Annotated in this window: 15 protein-coding genes; all 15 read left to right on the top strand. The window is 31.4% G+C overall.

Features of this window, described 5'->3' with window-relative positions; translation table 11 throughout:
• The first annotated feature begins 2 nt into the window (after nucleotides 1-2).
• The 15 genes from HYG85_RS02720 (at nucleotide 3) to HYG85_RS02650 (ending at nucleotide 20,326) form a co-directional block, all read left to right on the top strand.
• Nucleotides 3-1,706, top strand: a complete 1,704-nt coding sequence (locus HYG85_RS02720) for a CotH kinase family protein (protein WP_212692177.1) — start codon at nucleotides 3-5, stop codon at nucleotides 1,704-1,706.
• A 269-nt stretch (nucleotides 1,707-1,975) separates the two neighbouring features.
• Nucleotides 1,976-3,028 carry an NCS2 family permease gene (locus HYG85_RS02715; RefSeq protein WP_113671554.1) on the top strand — a complete coding sequence of 351 codons (1,053 nt, stop codon included), beginning with the start codon at nucleotides 1,976-1,978 and terminating at the stop codon, nucleotides 3,026-3,028.
• A 69-nt stretch (nucleotides 3,029-3,097) separates the two neighbouring features.
• A complete protein-coding gene (locus HYG85_RS02710) occupies nucleotides 3,098-3,652 on the top strand; it encodes a phosphoribosyltransferase family protein (RefSeq protein ID WP_212692176.1) in 555 nt (184 codons plus the stop codon).
• 236 nt (nucleotides 3,653-3,888) lie between these two features.
• On the top strand, nucleotides 3,889-4,356 hold the full coding sequence (gene tnpA / locus HYG85_RS02705) for an IS200/IS605 family transposase (RefSeq protein ID WP_212691167.1): 468 nt from the start codon (nucleotides 3,889-3,891) through the stop codon (nucleotides 4,354-4,356).
• Between the two features lie 568 nt (nucleotides 4,357-4,924).
• Nucleotides 4,925-6,118: a CdaR family transcriptional regulator gene (locus HYG85_RS02700; protein WP_212692175.1), complete on the top strand. Its 1,194-nt coding sequence runs from the start codon at nucleotides 4,925-4,927 to the stop codon at nucleotides 6,116-6,118.
• Between the two features lie 178 nt (nucleotides 6,119-6,296).
• On the top strand, nucleotides 6,297-7,436 hold the full coding sequence (locus HYG85_RS02695; RefSeq protein ID WP_212692174.1) for a glycerate kinase family protein: 1,140 nt from the start codon (nucleotides 6,297-6,299) through the stop codon (nucleotides 7,434-7,436).
• Nucleotides 7,437-7,545: 109 nt separating this feature from the next.
• Entirely contained in the window at nucleotides 7,546-8,904 is a 1,359-nt protein-coding gene (locus HYG85_RS02690; RefSeq protein ID WP_113671550.1) for a GntP family permease, read from the top strand.
• Nucleotides 8,905-9,624: 720 nt separating this feature from the next.
• The gene (gene abc-f, locus HYG85_RS02685; RefSeq protein ID WP_212692173.1) at nucleotides 9,625-11,352 is read left to right on the top strand and encodes a ribosomal protection-like ABC-F family protein; all 1,728 of its coding nucleotides are present in this window, start codon (nucleotides 9,625-9,627) and stop codon (nucleotides 11,350-11,352) included.
• 110 nt (nucleotides 11,353-11,462) lie between these two features.
• Complete coding sequence (locus HYG85_RS02680) at nucleotides 11,463-12,221, top strand: AzlC family ABC transporter permease (RefSeq protein ID WP_330619207.1); 759 nt, start codon at nucleotides 11,463-11,465, stop codon at nucleotides 12,219-12,221.
• On the top strand, nucleotides 12,222-12,530 hold the full coding sequence (locus HYG85_RS02675) for an AzlD domain-containing protein (RefSeq protein WP_212692172.1): 309 nt from the start codon (nucleotides 12,222-12,224) through the stop codon (nucleotides 12,528-12,530).
• A 347-nt stretch (nucleotides 12,531-12,877) separates the two neighbouring features.
• Complete coding sequence (locus HYG85_RS02670; RefSeq protein WP_113671547.1) at nucleotides 12,878-13,414, top strand: DUF5698 domain-containing protein; 537 nt, start codon at nucleotides 12,878-12,880, stop codon at nucleotides 13,412-13,414.
• 185 nt (nucleotides 13,415-13,599) lie between these two features.
• Complete coding sequence (locus HYG85_RS02665; protein WP_212692171.1) at nucleotides 13,600-15,921, top strand: alpha-L-rhamnosidase-related protein; 2,322 nt, start codon at nucleotides 13,600-13,602, stop codon at nucleotides 15,919-15,921.
• A 263-nt stretch (nucleotides 15,922-16,184) separates the two neighbouring features.
• Complete coding sequence (gene asd, locus HYG85_RS02660) at nucleotides 16,185-17,270, top strand: aspartate-semialdehyde dehydrogenase (protein ID WP_113671545.1); 1,086 nt, start codon at nucleotides 16,185-16,187, stop codon at nucleotides 17,268-17,270.
• A 123-nt stretch (nucleotides 17,271-17,393) separates the two neighbouring features.
• A complete protein-coding gene (locus HYG85_RS02655; RefSeq protein WP_113671544.1) occupies nucleotides 17,394-18,068 on the top strand; it encodes an SIMPL domain-containing protein in 675 nt (224 codons plus the stop codon).
• A gap of 365 nt (nucleotides 18,069-18,433) precedes the next feature.
• A complete protein-coding gene (locus HYG85_RS02650; protein ID WP_212692170.1) occupies nucleotides 18,434-20,326 on the top strand; it encodes a GxGYxYP domain-containing protein in 1,893 nt (630 codons plus the stop codon).
• The last annotated feature ends 63 nt before the right edge of the window (nucleotides 20,327-20,389 follow it).

Here is a 20,389-nt window from a genome sequence, read left to right as displayed (position 1 = left end):
GAATGAGATGGATAAAAATGATTGCTGTTCTCATTGGTGTTTTTATCCTTCTAATAGCCGTGGACAGCTTATTATTGAGTAATACAACCCAAGCTGATAATGAGAGTAAAAGCATAGTAGATGAAACAGTATTTCCTCACGACGAGGTTATTGATGTGTATATTGACTTTGATGAGGATACCTATACGGATATGATTGAGAATGCAATGGCAGAAGAGATGGTAATGGCAGATATTGTTTATAATGGTATCAGCTTCAGTGATGTAGGTATTAGAACAAAGGGAAATTCAAGTCTAAGAGATGTAGCTAACAAAAATGGTATACGTTATAGCTTGAAAGTAGATTTTGATTACTATATTGACGATCAAAGCCTCTATGGAATTAATAAATTGAATTTAAACAATATCTATAATGATAGTACCATGATGGTAGAATACATTGGTTATGAATTGATGGCTGAATTAGATGCTGTTGCTCCAAGAACAACTTATGTGGCACTTCATATTAACGGAGAGTATTTTGGTCTTTACCTGTGTGTAGAGCAGGTAAATGAAACTTTTTTGAAAGACCATTATGGAAATGCCAATGGCGAATTATACAAACCAGATATGGGTGTTGGAAGTGACTTAAAATACATTTCAGATAATAGTGATGACTATACAGGTATGTTCCCTGAGAATCTTTCTAACTATAGTAATAAGGATTTGATTGAGCTTATGAAAGTTATAGAAGAGGGTGGGAATCTAGAGAGTGTGCTGAATGTAGATTCTTTTCTCAAATATCTAGCTATGAGTACAGTGACTATACATCTTGATAACTACCAATCAGGAATGTTTCATAACTATTATCTATATAACAATAATGATGTTTTTGAGTGGATTACATGGGACCTTAATCTGATTTATAATGGATTTCCTATGGCTGGTCTAACTGATGAAGAGGCAACTGAGTTCTTAATAGATGAACCAGTAATAGGTGAAATGGATAATTATCCTTTGATAAATGCCATATTTGAAAATGATGAATATGTAGAGCGCTATCATGAATATATAAATATCTTAATCAACGGATACTTGTCAGAAGAAAATATAGAAAATAAAGTCTTGTCTATTTATGAGATGATAAAAGATTACGTAAAAACAGATCCAACTGCTTTCTTTACTTATGAACAATTTGAAGAAGCCCTATTCATGGATAATGATACTAATTTGGGTCTGCTTAATTTTATAGATAAGAGAAATGATAATATACAAAAACAGCTTGAAGGTACTATTCCTAGTACCAATAATGGTTTAGGAAATAGTGGTACATCTAAGAAAGGTGGAATGCCCCCCAATGGTATGGGAGGTAAAAATGATCAGCCTCAGGGAAATGGTGAGGGCGAAGCACCACCTCCTAATAAACAAGACGGTATGGTTAATAGGAAAGAGGGAAAAGAAGGAAATGGCATGATGGGAGGTTTGCCTCCTGGCATGAATATGGAGGATATACCTGATGAATTAAGAAGTTATTTTGAAAATGGTGAAATGCCTCCTATGGATAAAATGAAAGAATTAATGAAAAATATGCCTGAAGGTATGAGACCTATGGGTATGGAGCAACAGGGAATGACTATTAATATGGATATATTAATTCCTAACCTAATAATGTTACTTATTGGAACTATAGTTATATTTGGCTGTACGTTGTATCTACGAAAGCAATAAATTATAAAATGAATTATTTTTGTTCTAACTATAAATAAACCTTATCGGTAAAATTTCTACTGATAAGGTTTTTTATATTGTTTTAGTGTATCAACGTAATTTTGTTAAGAGTTACAGAGTTATAATAATAAATATAAATTTTATATTGAAAAAAATACAAATATATCATATAATGACTTTTAGAACATTAAATTGCAATTTCCTAAAAATGTTCGGAAATAAATAACATTATAATATTAGATGAAGACATTATGAAGGAGACAAAAAATATGGATTTTATTAAAGATTTATTAGCCGTTTTTAGTGTTATTTTAAATGGATTGCCTCAAGGACTTTTAGCGTTAACGTTCGGTTTTGCGTCAATACCAACTGCTTTTGCATTTTTAACAGGGGCAGTAGGTAATAGTATAGTTGGTTCTGTAGCTCCAATATCTTTTCAAGCTGAGACAATAACAATAGCTGGTACTATGGGTAAGAATATGAGAGAAAGATTATCCATGATATTCTATGGTGGTGTCATTATGGCACTTATTGGAGTTTTTGGATTCCTAGGAACTATTGTAGATTTTATCGGACCAGTAATTACTAGTGGTATGATGGCTGGTGTTGGTATTATGTTAGCTCGTGTTTCAATTGATATGTGTAGAAAAAATAGAATAATTGGTAGTGTTTCTATAGCTTCTGCATTTCTTACATATTTATTTACAAAAGATTTAGTTTACACCATTTCTATTTCAGTAATTTTATCAAGTGTAGTATCTAGAGTGATGAAACAGGATACTGGAATAATGGCTAATGGCAATGACAAAATTAAGTTTCAAAAACCAATATTGAATACTTCCATCATAAGAGGAGCGCTATCAATGGTTTGTCTTAATATTGGTGCTAATATAGCTTTTGGTAATATTACTGGAAGTATTGCTGGAAAAAGTGTTAATCTGGACCATCTAGCAGTTATAAGCAGTTTAGCTGATATGTCATCTTCGCTTTTTGGAGGAGGTCCAGTTGAGTCAATAATCTCTGCCACAGCTAGTGCACCTCACGCTGTTTGGGCAGGAGTTGGAATGATGATACTTATGGCTGTAATATTATTATCAGGTCTATTACCTAAAATCGGAAAATATGTACCAAGTGAATCCATTGCAGGTTTCCTTTTTGTACTAGGTGCTTGGGTAACAGTTCCAGTCAACGCTGCCGTATCTCTAGGACAAGATTCACTGGTAGGTGGTATCACAATGACAGTAACTGCAATAACTGACCCATTCTTTGGTATGGTTGCAGGATTGATTATGAAAATGTTATCAGGTATTATAGGATTATAATACCTAAGAATTATAAAATATAAATTACAGTATTTTAATCAATGTTTTGTGGAAAGGGTGTACGATAATATGGAAAATACATATACATTAGAAGTATGTGGTCTAAAAAGAGATTTACCAATTATGCAGATCAACGAAAACTTGAAAATAGCAAGTTTTGTAATACTTGGTGATACTGAAATGGTAGAGACAGCAGGAAAACATTTAGCAACAAAGCTGCCTGAAGCAGATATTTTAATTACTGCAGAAGCTAAAGGGATTCCTTTGATATATGAAATAGCTAAACAAAAGAACATGAAAAAATACATTGTAGCAAGAAAAAGCTTGAAACCTTATATGAAAGATCCTCTAGTAACGAAAGTAGTATCAATAACAACTCAGAAAGAACAATTATTATATCTTGACAAAGATGAAGTTAAGTTATTAAAAGATAAGAAAGTTGTAATCATAGACGATGTAATAAGTACTGGAGAATCCATTATGGCTATAGAAGATTTGGTCAATAAAGCAGGAGGACAAGTAGTTGGAAAAGCTGCAATATTGGCTGAAGGTGATGCCGCTAACCGTGATGACATAATTTTCTTAGGAAAATTACCATTATTTAAGAATGGTGAAACTCAATAAATGAATAATAAATGCATTATAATTATTATGCTTATTAATTAAAATGAATATGCTGTATTCTAAAAACTGCAAGTTGGAAATTCAACTTGCAGTTTTTTATTGTATTAATGAATACCACAGGCTATGCCTGTGGTTCTAAAAAGCTTATAGCTATGAGTAGAAAAAAATAACCTCCAATGCTAAGATAGAAGCAGGTTTGCCGACCGCATCTATAATAGACAAAGGAGGAAGTCCAAATGGACAACAAAAGTTTAGCACATACCAAATGGAATTGCAAATATCATATAGTATTTGCACCAAAATACAGACGTCAAATAATTTATGGAAAGATAAAAAAAGATATTGGGCAGATAATTCGTAAATTATGTGAGTATAAAGGCGTAGAAATAATAGAAGCAAATGCATGTAAAGATCACATACATATGTTAGTAAGTGTACCACCTAAATTAAGTGTATCACAGTTTGTAGGATATCTAAAAGGAAAAAGTTCGCTGATGATATTTGACAGACATGCTAATTTAAAATATAAATATGGGAATAGAAAATTTTGGTGTAAAGGATATTTTGTAGATACAGTAGGAAGGAACAAGAAGGCAATAGAACAGTATATAAGAAATCAATTACAAGAAGATATAGCCTCAGATCAATTAAGTCTGAAGGAATATATTGACCCGTTTACGGGTAAGCCGATAATAAAAGGCTAATGAAAACACCTTTAGGTGTAACTTGAGAATAGATGCAGTTGGCAGACTATTCAATGAGTCTTGAGACTCAGCTAGTAATATACCCTTATAGGGTAAGTGCAAACCACCCGTTTTACGGGTGGTGGTGATTTGTAGGTAATTTAGCCTTAATTACCATATTCTTATAATAAAATATGAAGTAGCCATAGGTAAACTAACTAAGAAGAAAAAGTGTTTTGTGATTATATTGACGGGGACTCCAAGCAAAATAGTATATGTATATGTGAAGTAGTGAGGCAGGACGCCGAACCCAGCTTTTAATCTGACAGCCCTACTGGACTGTCAGAAATAATTATGGACTCGATGTCCATAATTGTTTGTTTGGCTCAGGACGAGCAAGTAGCTGGCGAAACATATACATATACTATTTTGCAAAAGCCAAGTCAGAACAAATCACTTTTACTGACTTACTAGCAATATAATTATATTTCAATAAAATGTGTAACTTAAAGTCCTTGACTACACATTAATTAATAGATAACATAAGTACAAGATAGAAATCCTAATAGTCAAAGGAGCATTAACCAATATGTTATTAAATCACGAGTTAGCACAAAAATTAGTAGATAACATCATGAAGAATCTTGGATATAACATAAATATTATGAATGAATCAGGTGTCATCATTGCAAGTGGGAACAAAGAAAGGATTGGCACTTTTCATAAGATAGCTAAAGAAGTGATAAATAAAAAGTTGAGAATAGACATATATGAAAATGATGAAAACAAATATGAAGGTGTCAAACAAGGAATTAACATGCCTTTTTATTATAATAATGAAGTTGCTGGTGTAATAGGTATAACAGGAGCACCGAAAGAAATAGAGAATGCGGCAGAAATAGTAAGAATGTCAACAGAATTGATGCTTGAACAACAAGCTTTGAAAGAAAGAGTATACTTTCATCAAAGCCAAAAGACCTTTTTCATAAATAAACTGTTGACCATGAATACAGATGAAGAATGGTCATCTACTGTTCATTGGGGTTCTAAATTAGGTTATGACTTGAATATACCTAGAGTTGTATGTCTAATCCAAATTCAGAATTTGGATTCTATTGTTAAAAAGAATCCATTACTTAATAAGGAAAAAGTTAAAGAGTATGTGTTGAATAATATTAAAGGTACAAAAAAACACAATAAGCAGGATATATCATCCTATGTAACCATTAATAAGATTATAATATTTAAAACCCTTAACAAAACAGATTCTGAAAATGTGAAAAAAGAACTTAGGGAGTATATAGATAACATAAAATCAAGTTTTGGGAATATAGAAGTTGAATTATTATTTGGGGTGGGTACGTATCATCCTTCTATGTATGGATATAATAAAAGTTATGAAGAAGCAAAAGCAATGATTAATTATGGTAACTTGATGAATAAAAGAAATGAAACCATGTTTGCTAGAGATCATGTATTTGAACTTCTTTTTGCTAGTATAGATAAAGAGAAAATGGATTATTTTTTAGGACCTTTTGTTAAGAAGGTCAATAACAATGATGAAATGCTTCTGACAATGCAGGCTCTAATAAAAAACAATATGAATCTGATAAAAGCATCTCAGGATCTATTTGTCCATAGGAATACAATTGTATTCAGATTGAATAAATTGAAAGAAATGTTTAATATCAATCCTCTGCATAATGAATCAGATAGGTTATTGCTGCATTTAATATATCTATATACAAAATACTATCAAACAAAAGATATGGATAATGTATGATGATAAAACATAAATAGTAAAGATAGATAAAATTTGTACCCAAGAAACAAATTTTGTGTGCTTTTTTATAATGGGGGCATAAAGAGGTATTGGTAAAAATGTATTATAATATTAGAGAGCAAAGGACAGTTTTGTTAATTATTTTTACGAAACTATAATCAAGCAAAGGAGGTGCAAAATGGATATTCTTATTGCTCCTGATTCATTTAAAGGTAGTTTGTCAGCAGAAAAATATTGTGACGTAGCTAAAAAAGCAGTTACCAATGTTTTTCCTAATGCCAATGTTGTTACCTGTCCTATGGCAGATGGTGGTGAAGGTACAGTTGAAGCACTGGTCTATAATACAAAAGGAAGTATATTATACGAAACAGTTACTGACCCCATTGGAAAGCCAGTAAAAGCTAAATACGGATTATTAGGCGATGATAAAACGGCAGTTATAGAAATGGCAAGTGCTTCGGGTTTGCCACTTGTACCTGTTGACAAAAAGAATCCATTATACACAACTACTTATGGAACAGGAGAATTAGTTAAAAAGGTTATTGATAAAGGTTGTACTACAATAATATTAGGTATCGGTGGTAGTGCTACTAATGATGGCGGAGCAGGAATGATGGAAGCTCTTGGCTTCAAGCTATTGGACGAAGAAGGTAATATGATTCAAAGAGGTGCTATAGGTTTAAAGGATTTACATCATATTGATACAAGTAATAAGGATAAGAGACTTGATGATGTCAATTTTCTTGTGGCTTGTGATGTTAATAATCCTTTGTGTGGACCTAATGGAGCAAGTTACATCTATGGACCTCAAAAAGGTGCAACTAAGGAGCAATTACCATTACTAGATGATGCATTGGCTAATTTTGCTTCAATTATCAAAAAGGATTTCGGTAAAGATGTAAAGGATATTGAAGGTTCAGGAGCAGCTGGTGGATTAGGTGCGGGACTTCTAGCTTTCTTTGATGCAACATTAAAACCAGGATTTGAAATAATTAAGGATATAATCAATCTAGAAAAGTATTTCAATGATTTTAAATTTGATTTAGTTATTACAGGTGAAGGTGAAATCAATTATCAGACTGTGAATGGTAAATTACCTGTTGGTGTTGCAAAAACAGCAAAAAAATATGATGTACCAGTTATTGCTGTAGTAGGTTCAATTGGTAAAGATGCAGATAGAGTCTATGAATATGGTATTGATTCTATTTTTACAATTATGGACGGACCACATAATCTGGATTATGCAATAAAAAATGCAGATATATTATTATTTCAAGCAATAGAACGAATAATGAAGGTGATAAAGTTATATAATTGATTAAACAAACTTTACGACTTTAATTTATTACAGTATATATAATGTATAAGAATGAGTTTAATTGTATATTATCTAAATAAAAATATATTAATAATTAGGAGGGTTTTGAATGGTTCAAGGACCAGTATTAATTCTAATCTTATTACTAGGTATTGCTTTTATTGTATTAGCTACATCTAAGCTTAAAATTCACCCATTTATCGCATTATTAATTACTTCATATGGTATTGCTTTAGCAGCAGGAATGCCGGTGTTGGAAATTGGTTCCACAATTAGAAGCGGATTTGGCGGAATACTTAATTATATTGGTATTGTTATTATATTAGGAACTATCATTGGTACAATATTAGAAAAATCTGGAGCTGCTATAACTATGGCAGATACAGTTCTAAAAGTGGTTGGTGAAAAACGACCTGGACTTGCAATGAGTATCATAGGATATATTGTATCTATTCCAGTATTCTGTGACTCAGGTTTCGTAATTCTATCATCTCTTAAGAAATCACTTGCAAAAAGAACAAAGGCATCATCAGTTATGATGACTGTTGCATTGGCGACAGGATTATATGCTACACATACATTTGTGCCTCCAACTCCTGGACCAATAGCAGCCGCAGGTAATTTAGGTCTTGAAGATAAACTTGGTATAGTTATTCTAGTAGGTATTTTTGTAGCGTTGATAGGTATGCTTGCAGGTTATTTCTGGGCTAAGATTGCTGGTAAAAAATATCGTTCAAAAGAAGATGATGAAAAATTACAGTTTTCATATGAAGAAATCAAAGAAAAGTATGGTAAATTACCAAGTGCATGGAAAGCTTTTGCACCTATTGTAATTCCTATTATCTTAATAACTCTTGGTTCAATAGCTAATTTCCCAACACAGCCATTTGGTCAAGGTTCAGCATATACTTTCTTTGCTTTTCTTGGTAAACCAATAAATGCATTAGTTATAGGATTCTTCTTCTCATTACTATTATTACCTAAGTTGAATGAAGAGACTTTGACAGGATGGGTTGGAGAAGGTCTTAAAAGTGCTGCAATAATTATTATGGTAACTGGAGCAGGTGGAGCACTAGGAGCTGTTCTTAAAGCTACTCCTATTGGAAGTTATTTAGGCGAAACATTAGCAACATACAATCTAGGAATTCTATTGCCATTTGTAATAGCAGCTGCATTAAAGACAGCACAAGGTTCTTCGACTGTTGCACTTGTAACTACATCAGCTCTTGTAGCACCCTTATTGGGGGCATTAGGTCTTCAGTCAACAATGGGAAGTGTATTAACAGTTATGGCTATTGGTGCTGGTGCTATGACAGTATCTCATGCCAATGACAGTTTCTTCTGGGTTGTAACAGAATTCAGCGGTATGGATGTATCTACAGCATATAAATCCCATACTATGGCTACATTGATTCAAGGGCTTGTAACATTTGCTGTAGTAGTTATATTATCATTTATATTAATTTAAGTGTTAAGTTTCCCATTTTTAGAGATAATTTGTATTGCAAGTAAGTCAGAAAAAGAGTTTTGTTCTGTCGTGGCTTTTGCAAAATAGTATATGTATATGTTACGCCAGCAACTTGCTCGTCCTGAGCAAAAAGCTGGATTCGGCGTCCTGCCTCACTACTTCACATATACATACACTATTTTGCTTTTTAGTAATCGTTGTATAATCACAAAACACTTTTTCTTCTAATTGGTATAATTATTGGCTATTTCAAGTTTTATTTTATATAAAATGGAAAACTTTAAAATCCAAAGTATTGACAAATTAACTATAGGTTGATAATATAATAATAATTAAAAGAATCAAAAGGAGACAAAAATGAATATTATGTTTTTAGCTAGATAAGAAATAATTTAATAGATGTGTAAGAAGATTTGTTTAGATTTATAGACGATTTGAATCTATGGAATACAATATCTTTGTGCATTTTTAGCTAAGAACTAGTTTGAAATTATATATTAATAGCGTGACTATTATATGACTGCTTTACATTCTAATAAGCTGTATACTGATCTCTATGACGTATTTTAGAGATTATAGGTATGATATAGAATTATTGCTGTAAGTTGAACTAATTCAACTTACAGCTTTTTATATTGTTTGGAAAGTTTTTGTTTAAATGCTAGAAATAAATAAGATATTAGATTTCCTGTAGAGCAAAGTTAGACAGGAGGAAATTATATGTCGTTGTTATTAAAATGTATTAATATAAAAAAAGAATTCAAAGATAGAATCATATTAGGGAATATTAATTTTCATGTTGAAATGGGTGATAGAATAGCAGTTGTAGGTAATAATGGAGCAGGAAAGACTACCCTTGCTAATATCATTACTGGCAACTTGAATCAAGATAGTGGACAATTAATATGGCATAAGAAGAATATGAAAATAGGGTATTTGCATCAATCCACCTATTATACCCAAAGTGAATTTAATCATATGGTTATGACTAGTGATAAAATACGCATCAGTGATTTTTTTCATACATCAAAAGAATTAGGTGTAGATAATATAGAAGATTATAATACCTTAAGATTAGAAAATCTAAGTGGTGGAGAAAAAACAAAATTGGCTCTTGCAAAAATATGGGCACAAAAGCCAGAACTTCTAATATTAGATGAACCTACTAATCATATGGATTATGAAGGTGTTAGGTGGTTAATAACTAATATAAAAAAATATGAAGGAACTATAATAATTATATCCCATGATAGATATTTTATGGATCAAGTTTGCAATAGAGTAATAGAAATTGAAGGTGGCATAGCTAATTGTTATAAAGGTAATTATTCAGCATATTACACTGAAAAGAAAAAAAGATATGAAAGTCAATTACATCAATATCAAGTTCAAGAAAAAAACAAAGAAGCTATTAAGAAAGAAATAATCAGGTTAAAACAATGGTCTTCAAAAGGGCATAGAGATTCAACTAAAAAAGATGGCTATAAAGAAAAGTATAGAGTCAGAGCTAAGAAAAAGGATAAACAAGTTAAGTCTAAGATAAAGAAGATTGAAAAACTAAGCTACGAAGGAATAGAGAAGCCACAAGAAGAACAAAAGATAACATTTCAGTTCAATAACAATTCAAAAAGCAACAAGGTACTTGAAGCTAATAATATAAGAAAGAGATTTGATGATAAGTCTTTGTTTGAAAACAGTTCATTTTACATTAAATCCAAAGAGAAAATTGGATTATATGGTAGAAATGGTTGTGGTAAAACCACTCTCATAAAAGCTATACTCAATGAAATAAAATTAGACGATGGAGAGATTTATCTTAGCCCTTCAACAAAAATAGCTTATCTAAGTCAAGATGTAGGCGAAATGGATATAGATAAAACAGTGATACAGTTCTTTGACATAGATGATTATCAAGTGAGAGGTACTCTTCAAACATTATTAGCCAATATGGGTTTCACAAAAAAGATGGTTAATACTAAAATTAAGAATCTTAGCGTAGGGGAGAAAACAAGAGTTAAAATAGCTTATATGATAATGATGGAAAACAATGTTCTTATATTAGATGAACCTACCAACCATTTAGATCTCCATAGTCGTGAGATGTTGGAAAAAACTCTAGGAGATTATCAAGGATCAATAATCATTGTTTCACATGACAGATACCTGTTAGAGAAGTTATGTGATAAAGTATTAATTTTTGAAAATGGTAAGATTTACAGGAAAGAAGATTCATTCAAGGAGTATATGCTAAAACTAGAAAATAGAGATATAAGGTGTAATGAAAAAGTTACTGAAGAAAGATTAATCATTGTTGAAAATCGTATTGCCAAGATACTAGGAGAGCTTAGTTTATTAAATGTACAAGATGAACGCTATACAATTCTTGATGAGGAATTTAAATTACTGATTCAAGAAAAGAAGGAGTTGATGCAATTAATAAACAAATAAATTAATAATTATGCATAAATTCCTCTCAAAATCTTGACAAATATAATTCATCCATTATTATATATATTGTTACAATGTATACAGTAAAATGACAGTATTTTAATTAGTGGGTGAGAAAACTGAAAGATTATGCAGCAACAAGACAGTATAATGAGATACGCAACAAAGACGTAACGGATAATGAATTTTATAGTGGATTGAAAAAGGGAATGCCTATAGCGTTAGGTTATATACCTGTTTCATTTACATTCGGATTGATGGCAGTAACTGGTGGAATACCTATATGGCTGACTATTTTTATATCCTTATCGAATCTTACTTCAGCTGGACAATTTGCTGGAACTGGATTAATAATAGCAGGAGCATCATATTTGGAAATCGGAGTGACAACATTAGTTATAAATATACGTTATATGCTTATGTCGTTAGCTCTATCTCAAAAGATTAAGAAACCTATGAATATTTTTAGAAGGTGTTTAATAGCTTTTGGAATTACAGATGAAACATTTACTTTAGCAGCTATGGAAGATGGAGAAATTTCTTTTCTCTATATGTTAGGTTTGATTACAGGTCCTTTTTTGGGATGGGGACTAGGAACGGCATTAGGAGCTTTATCATGTTCTGTATTATCAGAAAATGTTCAAAACTCTATGGGGATAGCACTATATGCTATGTTTATTGCATTGATAGTCCCTGCTTCCAAAAAATCCAAGTCAGCCTTGATAGTAGTTGTCATAGCTGTAGCAATTAATTGTATTTTGACATGGCTTCCTGTATTTAATCATATATCATCTGGTTGGAGAATAATTATAGCAACTATAATCGCATCATCTATTGGTGCTCTTCTGTTTCCAAAGGAGGATGATTAGATGACGGTTACCAAACAATTCATAGCAGTAATGGTTATGGCTTTTGTTACATACATACCAAGGGTAGCACCTTTAGTAATCTTCAAACGTAAGATAAAATCAAGATTCATTCGTTCATTTTTAAGTTATGTGCCTTATGCAGTATTGGGAGCTATGACATTCCCAAGCATTCTGTACTCAACACAACATTTGTATTCTGCCATTGCAGGGTTGATAGTAGCGTTGGTAGTAGCTTATTTTGACAAAAGCTTAATAAAGGTGGCTGTAAGTGCTATTTTAACGGTATATATATTTGAATTACTAGTATGATATGTATTAATATTAAAGATAGCCTCTATGGATATGGGTACAAAGATATAAATTAAAACTTGCAATTTATATTAATCTATGGTATAATGCAGAAAGTTATTAAGGTTATGTAAATGTCAAATTGCAACAAGATGTATTTGTTTTATATAAAATTTTAATATGTAATTATTAAAGACTAATAGCGATATTAGTCTTTTTATATTAGAAGAAACTTAACTTGTAAACTATGTGCTTCAATTTATAGAATCCGCGGCTGGTATAATACTTACATATTTTTGCAATAAGCATTTAAGAATCTAATAACCCAAAATCTCATTTGATGAGAAAATATATAAGGAGGTGGCAATATGACAAAAGAACTCATATTGACTTTAGTTGGATTATTCATAATCACCTCTCTTACTAATATTTTAGCTACACTTAAAACAATATTGATTTCAAAGAAAATCATGAACCCAGTATACATTCTAGTATTTATAGATGCAATAATATTCGCATCAGTACTTACGAAAGTTACTAGTTCAGGTGGATTTCATTATACAATAGCATATGCATGTGGTAGAACATTTGGTGTGTTTATAGGTGGAAAGATTGAAGAGCGTTTAGCTCTAGGAATTATTGAAGTGGATTTATTTTTAAGTAACAGAGAAAAAATGATTAAAATCGCAGAAAAACTTAGAAGAGAAGGTTATACAGTCAACAATTTCCTTGCTCGTGGTATGAATGGCGACAGAAGACATAAAGTTGAAATAGTAATGAAGAGAAACGAATTCAAGATTTTAGAAAAGATCTTAGATGATTATGAAGTTAAAAATCCTACATTAAAGATTAAGAACTTAAGTAAAGTAGAAGGTAAAATTACAACTACAAGTGTTCACGCTTAGGATAAGGATATAAACATTTTGTAGTTGGAACGTATTGAAAATGTTAATTTCAATTAAATATATTAAAAAAAAGGCAGTTAATCATATGTATTAACTGCTATTTTTTTTGTATAATATTTAGAAGTACATTAGAGTTAATAATATAAATGGTATTCTAGTTAATTGATAAACAGGGAGGAACAGGTATGAGTAAAGATTTTTTTAAGCAGTCTAATCCGGTATGGGTAAATGGATTAGAAAAAGAAAAAAATATGACTTTGGGTCTTAGGGGGACATTTAATGCTGTTAGTAAGGATAAAGTATACATAAATATAGCTACATCAGGGATTTATAGAATATTTTTAAATGGAGAATTTATTAATTATGGTCCAGCCAGAGGACCCCATGATTTATATCGTGTAGACCAAATAGATGTGAGCAGGCATATTAACCAAGGGTTGAATGTTATTGCTGTAGAAGTAGCTTGTTACAACATTAATAGCTTCTATATATTAGACCAGCCTTCATTTATACAACTTGAAGTATTTATTAATGGTGATACGGTATTAGGGACTTCATTGGACAAAGATAAGAAAATGGATATTAAAATTCTTAAAGATAGACTTCAAAAGGTACAGCGGTATAGCTATCAAAGAACATTTGTTGAAATCTATGATTTGGATGAGAATTATTCTTCTTGGAGAACTGATTTAACAGTAACAATGGGAGAGATAGAATGTTGTATAACAGATAGTAAAAGATTCCTTGAAAGAAGAGTATCCTATCCAAACTTCAACATAATACGTCCACAAAGGTTAATCTCTGTAGGAAAGATTGATAAATGTAAAAAGACCAGTTACTGGAATGACAGATCTATGCAAGTCTGTGAAACAATAAAAGGATACAGGATAGAAGAACTAGAAGAATTTTTATCCCATGAAGTAGAAGAATTGAACTGTGTCAATAAAAAAGTGATTCATAAGAGTATAAAAGATTGTATGCTGATTAATTTGGATGATAACTCTTATTGTATATGTAAGTTAGAACATAATAATACTGGATTCATTGGCTTGAAAGTTGTATGTACCCAAGATACTGTACTATATTTGACATTTGATGAGATAATATCAGATACAGATATTGATTTTAAAAGAATGGGGTGTGTAAATGCTATTAAATATCATCTTAAAAAAGGTATTTATGAGTTGGAGACCATAGAACCATATACGCTACAATATCTTAAAATCATAGCACTTACAGAATGTAGAATTACTGACATCTACTTGAGAGAATACGTAAATCCAGATATAGATTCTACAAACTTCAAATGTGACAATCTATCAATAAATAAAATCTATAGAGCAGGAAAAAGGACGTATAAACAAAACGCACTCGATATTTTTATGGACTGTCCATCTAGAGAAAGAACAGGTTTCTTATGCGATAGTTTTTTTACTGGCAGAGTAGAATATGACCTTACAGGTCGTAACAGGATTGAAAAGAACTTTTTAGAGAATTTTATATTACCAAAATCTTTCAAATTCTTACCAGAGGGTATGATACCTATGTGTTATCCAGCTGACCATAATGCTGGGGAATTTATTCCTAACTGGTCCTTATGGTTTATTATTGAACTGCAAGAATATCTTAAAAGAAATAATGATACTAGATTAATAGTAGGGGCCAAGGAAACTGTTTATAATATATTGAAATATTTTAAGGCATTCAAAAATGAAGATGGATTATTAGAGAAATTAGAAAGCTGGATTTTTGTTGAATGGTCCAAGTGTAATGATTTTGTCCAGGATGTCAACTATCCCACTAATATGTTGTATTCAGCAGCTCTCATAGCAGCAGGAACCTTATATCAAGATAAGAGATTAATACAAGAAGGAAACAATGTTAAGGAAATAATTAGACACCAAGCCTATAATGGAGAATTTTTTGTAGACAATGCTATTCGGGACAATGGTGAACTGTGTGTATCAAATAATATTACTGAGACCTGCCAATACTATGCTTTCTTTTTTGGGGTCGCTAACAAAAAACTATATCCAAAGCTATATGATATCATTATAAATGAATTAGGACCTAATAGAAAAGGCGAAGAATTAAGTTATGTATATCCTTCAAATGCTTTTATAGGCAACTATCTAAGATTGGAAGTATTGTCAATGAATGGAGAGCATGGACGAGTGATTAATGAGTTGAAAGATTACTTTTTATATATGGCAGAGAAAACAGGAACACTATGGGAGTTTGTTGGAACTACTGCAAGCTGCAATCATGGTTTTGCTTCCTATGTTATTAGATTCATATATCGGGATGGAGCAGGAATCAATAAAATAGATAAGGTAAATAAAGACATTATTATTGATACAGATAATATTACCCTTAACAGTTATGATATGAATTTAATGGTTGAAGATGATACAATACATATTAAATACAAAAACGGTGAATTTATGATTGATAGTGATATTGAATATAAATTAAAAGATATGAAAGGAGATATTTTAAGTAAATAATATTATGATTTTAAAAATTAGTGTACAATAAGTGATTTTTTGCTGTTTGGGAATATATATATATTATAAGATAAAAATACTTTACTAAAATACAGAGATAAATTATTAAAAGGCTTGATTTTTTATTAAAATCGTGATAAAATCTACGCATAGCAAAAACAAATGTTTACGTCAGAAAGACAAATGATTATTTATGTTTATTTATTATATAAGATATATTTAATTAATTCAATAAAAACATTAAAAAAGTGAGGTATAAAAATATGGAAAGTAAATTACGTGTTGGTATAATCGGAGCTACTGGTATGGTAGGTCAAAGATTCATTTCATTATTGCATGATCATCCTTGGTATGATGTAGTATGTCTAGCTGCAAGTCCAAGATCAGCTGGAAAATCATATAATGAAGCAGTAAAAGGTCGTTGGGCACAATCAATAGAAATACCAGAAAAAATCGGTAACATGACTATGATGGATGCATCAAATGTTGAAGAGATAAGTGCAATGGTTGATTTCGTTTTCTGCGCTGTAGATATGGATAAGAAGACTATTCGTGAATTAGAGGAAGCTTATGCAAAAGCTGAAGTACCTGTTGTATCCAACAACTCAGCTAATCGTTGGACTGAAGATGTACCTATGGTAATACCAGAGATCAATGATGAACATTTAAAAATAATTGATGCTCAAAGAAAAAGACTTGGAACAAAAAGAGGATTTATCGCAGTAAAACCTAACTGTTCAATTCAAAGTTATGTTCCAGTTGTCAATGCATTAAAGAAATATAGACCTACAAAAGTTAATGTGTGTACTTATCAAGCAATATCTGGAGCCGGTAAAACATTTGACAGCTGGCCAGAAATGGTTGACAATGTAATACCATATATTGGTGGAGAAGAAGAAAAAAGTGAACAAGAGCCAATGAAAATATGGGGAAAAATCGAAAATGATAAGATTGTTTCAGCTACAGAGCCTGTAATTTCTGCACAATGTATTAGAGTTCCAGCAGCTGATGGTCATTTAGCAGCAGTTTCTATAAGTTTTGAGGAAAAACCTGAAGTTAATGAAGTTATCAGTATATTGAATAGTTATTCAGGTAAACCACAAGAATTGAAACTTCCATCAGCACCAAAACAATTTATGAAATACATGGAAGAAGATAATCGTCCACAAACAAAGATTGACCGTAATTATGAAAATGGAATGGGCGTAACAGTTGGTAGATTTAGAGAAGATAACTTATATGATTACAAATTCGTATGTCTATCTCATAACACTCTAAGAGGTGCAGCTGGTGGAGCAGTTTTAATCGCTGAATTATTAACAGCGGAAGGATATATTACAGCAAAATAAAATACTCATATGGAAGGTTGCCTAATGGCAATCTTTTATATTGCCAAAATACATAAATAGATAAGTACATTTCATAACCACATAACATACTATATATAAGAATAATATTATCGAGGAGAAAATATGGTACCAAATATGTGTTACGATAGATATCCTCCCACCTATCAAGAAAAGGTAAACTGTGAAGATAAGAGATTGATAACTGTAGTAGGTATAGGTAAGGTTGAAGTGGAACCAGATACTGCAATTCTCAAATTAGGTGTTATAACAAAAAATGAAGATGTAGTGATGGCACAAGATGAAAATAAAAATATCATGGATCAAGTAATCAAAGGGCTTGTAGATGATGGTGTTAGTAAAACAGAGATTAAGACCATCCAATACACAGTTGTACCACAATATGATTATATAGAGGGTAAACAAGATTTTAGAGGTTATGAAGTAAGGCATGTAATTGAAATAACAGTTACTGATATTAATACAGTCGGTATGATTATACAAAATGCAGTTAAGAATGGTGTGAATTATCAACAAGGATTAAATTTTACAGTGGATGAACCAGATAAATACTATGAAGATGCATTGGAATTATCAATAATAAATGCTAGGGATAAAGCTGAAAATATAGGAATGACACTTAGAACAAGAATTAATCCACGACCTATAAAAGTCATAGAAAAGACAAAGCGTGATCAAATAAAACCTTATGAAACAGCTATTTATAGAGATGGTGGAATACCTGTTCAATCAGGCAAATTAAGTATAGTAGCTATGGTAGAAGCTACATTTGAATATTAGAGGAGAGTTGTATCATAGATATTTTTATGGATATACCATGAAGTTATTATTTGTGATACAATCTCCTTTTTTGTTTTGTATAAACGACTTAATCAACATATAAATTCATTAGTATAAGCTAAACATAGCCTCTTTTGATGGTATAAAAAGTTAAAATGACTATAAAGTGGTTAGATTTTTAGAAAAAAGTATTGACTTTTTACAAAATATGTATTACTATGATTACAGAAAACCGGTTTACTGAATAACTAATTCATATATCTTGCAAGATATGAATAACTAACTTCATTGTATACTAATCTTAAATTCATAATGAAACAAACAACTGAATACAGGAAATATAATAGAATTTAGGAGGAATTTTTGTGAAAAAAAAGGTGTTAAGTTTTTTATTGAGTCTATGCATAATTTTTACATTGACGACTTTTAATGCTAATAATGTCCATGCTTATTCTAATGGTTCATATTATACAAAACCAGCATATACGGCTACTGATCTATATGTTATAGATATTCAGAATATGACCCATGCAGAAAGAACGATGATAGCAACTTTACAAGGAATAGTTTCCAATAAGACATCATCACAAATATACATAATTGATTCAGACCCATACTTTACAGAAGATGCATACTCAAAGTATCTTAATGATCTGGTAAGCAAAAAAGGGATAACTTATCAACAAGTCAATAGTGCATGGGATTTAATTAATACATTCAGTCAGTATATTGATGGATACATATTGTATCAAGGGGGTACTGATTCTATGAATGCAGCTAATTCATTAGCAGGAGTATTGGATGCTGTTGCAGTAGAAACAAGTATTGAAACAACAGCACAAAATAATGGATTAACTCTAGTGCAGGATGTTACTGGTAAAAACGAATCATGGGTAGTAGATAACTACTGGAACCAGTTGAATCACAGCATTGTCATAGAAGCAAAAGAAGATGATGAACATTCAACCCACTTAAGAGATTTTGCAGCAATGAACAAGGCTCTTGTCTTTTATGATGGCAATTCAAGTTTTAGAACATCAATAATGCAAAAATTAGATCCTGATTCAGTTGTTTTTGGATGGGGAGATACCAGTGGTGGTTCAGAAGAAGCCTTTATATCAAACAGCTCCTATAATGGTGTAATGAGCATTCCTTCTGATTGGGCACTTAATTTATCAGTTCTAAGCGGATTTTCAGCAGGAACATATTCTCAAAATACTGCACAAGCTACTAATGAGGAAAATGTCCATTATGTAACATTCTATGTATCAGATGGAGATAACCTACAATGGACTCTTAACAGAGGAAATGAAGATGATTGGTGGGGAAGTCAATCAAGAGGTAATTTTGCATTAGGGTGGACAATGCCTCCTGGAATGATAGATCTATCACCATCTGTATTAGACTGGTACTATGAATCAGCGACTCCAAATGATAACTTTATAGTAGGACCTTCTGGAAGTGGATTCATTTATCCAGAATCTTATCCAGCAAGTGAGCTTGATTTACATACTCAGAGATTAAATGATTATATGGGTAAATTGGATATGGGTATTGTAGCTGTAATTGGTAGAAATTCATTTAATAATACTTCAATATGGGATAAATATACTATGCAGTCTAACATCGACGGTTTATTCTACTATGAGTGGACATCATATTTTGGTAGTCCTTACAATGGAGATATTTTATGGTCCAATGGAAAACCTGTAATATCAACTAGTATGAAATTGGCTGATGGACTTTCATATGCTTACAAAAAAGATCAAGTAGTGAATTACCTTAATAGCCAACCTACAGACACTCACAGTGAAAGTGGATATTCAATGATAGCAATTGATGCATGGAACAATTATGACCTACCAGCAACTATACAATATATTGTTGATAGATTAGATTCTGATGTGAGAGTAGTTGCTCCTGATGAATTTGTTAGATTGATAAAAGAAAACATCAACCAGACTGCTGAAACTTTTAAATTACTGACTCCTTCAAATAATAGTAGTTGGGTTTCTAAAACAAATACAGCTTTTGATTGGGAAGATTCTGTAGGAGCAGACAGCTATAGAATCATTGTAGATAACAATAGTGATTTTTCCAGTCCTGAGATAGATGTTCCAGGCATTACAACTAGCAATTATACTTCAACCATCACACTAGAAAGATGGACAAATTATTATTGGAAAGTAATTGCGGTAGATGATAATATTACAACTCAATGCAATGATATATTTACTTTTACAACAAGTTTCTTTTAGTCAAGTTAATGCATAACACCTTTTACCATTATAGATATTATAATTGTTAATTACCATTTACAT

The sequence above is a fragment of the Vallitalea guaymasensis genome (assembly GCF_018141425.1).
In the GTDB taxonomy this organism is placed as follows: domain Bacteria; phylum Bacillota; class Clostridia; order Lachnospirales; family Vallitaleaceae; genus Vallitalea; species Vallitalea guaymasensis.
This window is presented reverse-complemented; position numbering and strand designations above follow the sequence as displayed.